Annotated in this window: 1 protein-coding gene; it reads right to left on the minus strand. The window is 60.2% G+C overall.

All coding sequences use genetic code 11. The features are described from left to right. Window positions 1-29 precede the first annotated feature (29 nt). Window positions 30-342 (minus strand): transposase (locus tag FLQ44_RS22815; RefSeq protein ID WP_206209129.1); only part of this gene is annotated, 313 nt, incomplete at its 5' end.

Raw genomic sequence — 342 nt, forward strand, 5'->3', positions numbered from 1 at the left:
TCTGGTCGCCTGTGAAGAATCCGGTTTTGTCAGGCAGTGCGTGAGCGGGCCGTGCTGTTCGGGAACAGGATGAGCGCCAGGATCAGCCACAAAAGCTTCCTGAACCATGCCAGGAGGAGCCGGAGGTTGTGACCGATGGCGCAGAGCATGACGTTGATGACGTCTCCTTCGATGCCCTTGAGGGGATTTCGTTCCAGATGGCCGTCCTGCTTCATGTGACCGATGACCGGCTCGATTCCGTTTCGCCGTCGCAGTTCTCGCCTGATGGTGGGTGAGGTGATGCCGCGCGTGTGAGAGACATGGACCTCCAGCCCGTCGCGGTTGAGCCCATGTCCGCGATAG

This window comes from Vogesella mureinivorans (assembly GCF_007644035.1).
In the GTDB taxonomy this organism is placed as follows: Bacteria; Pseudomonadota; Gammaproteobacteria; order Burkholderiales; family Chromobacteriaceae; genus Vogesella; species Vogesella mureinivorans.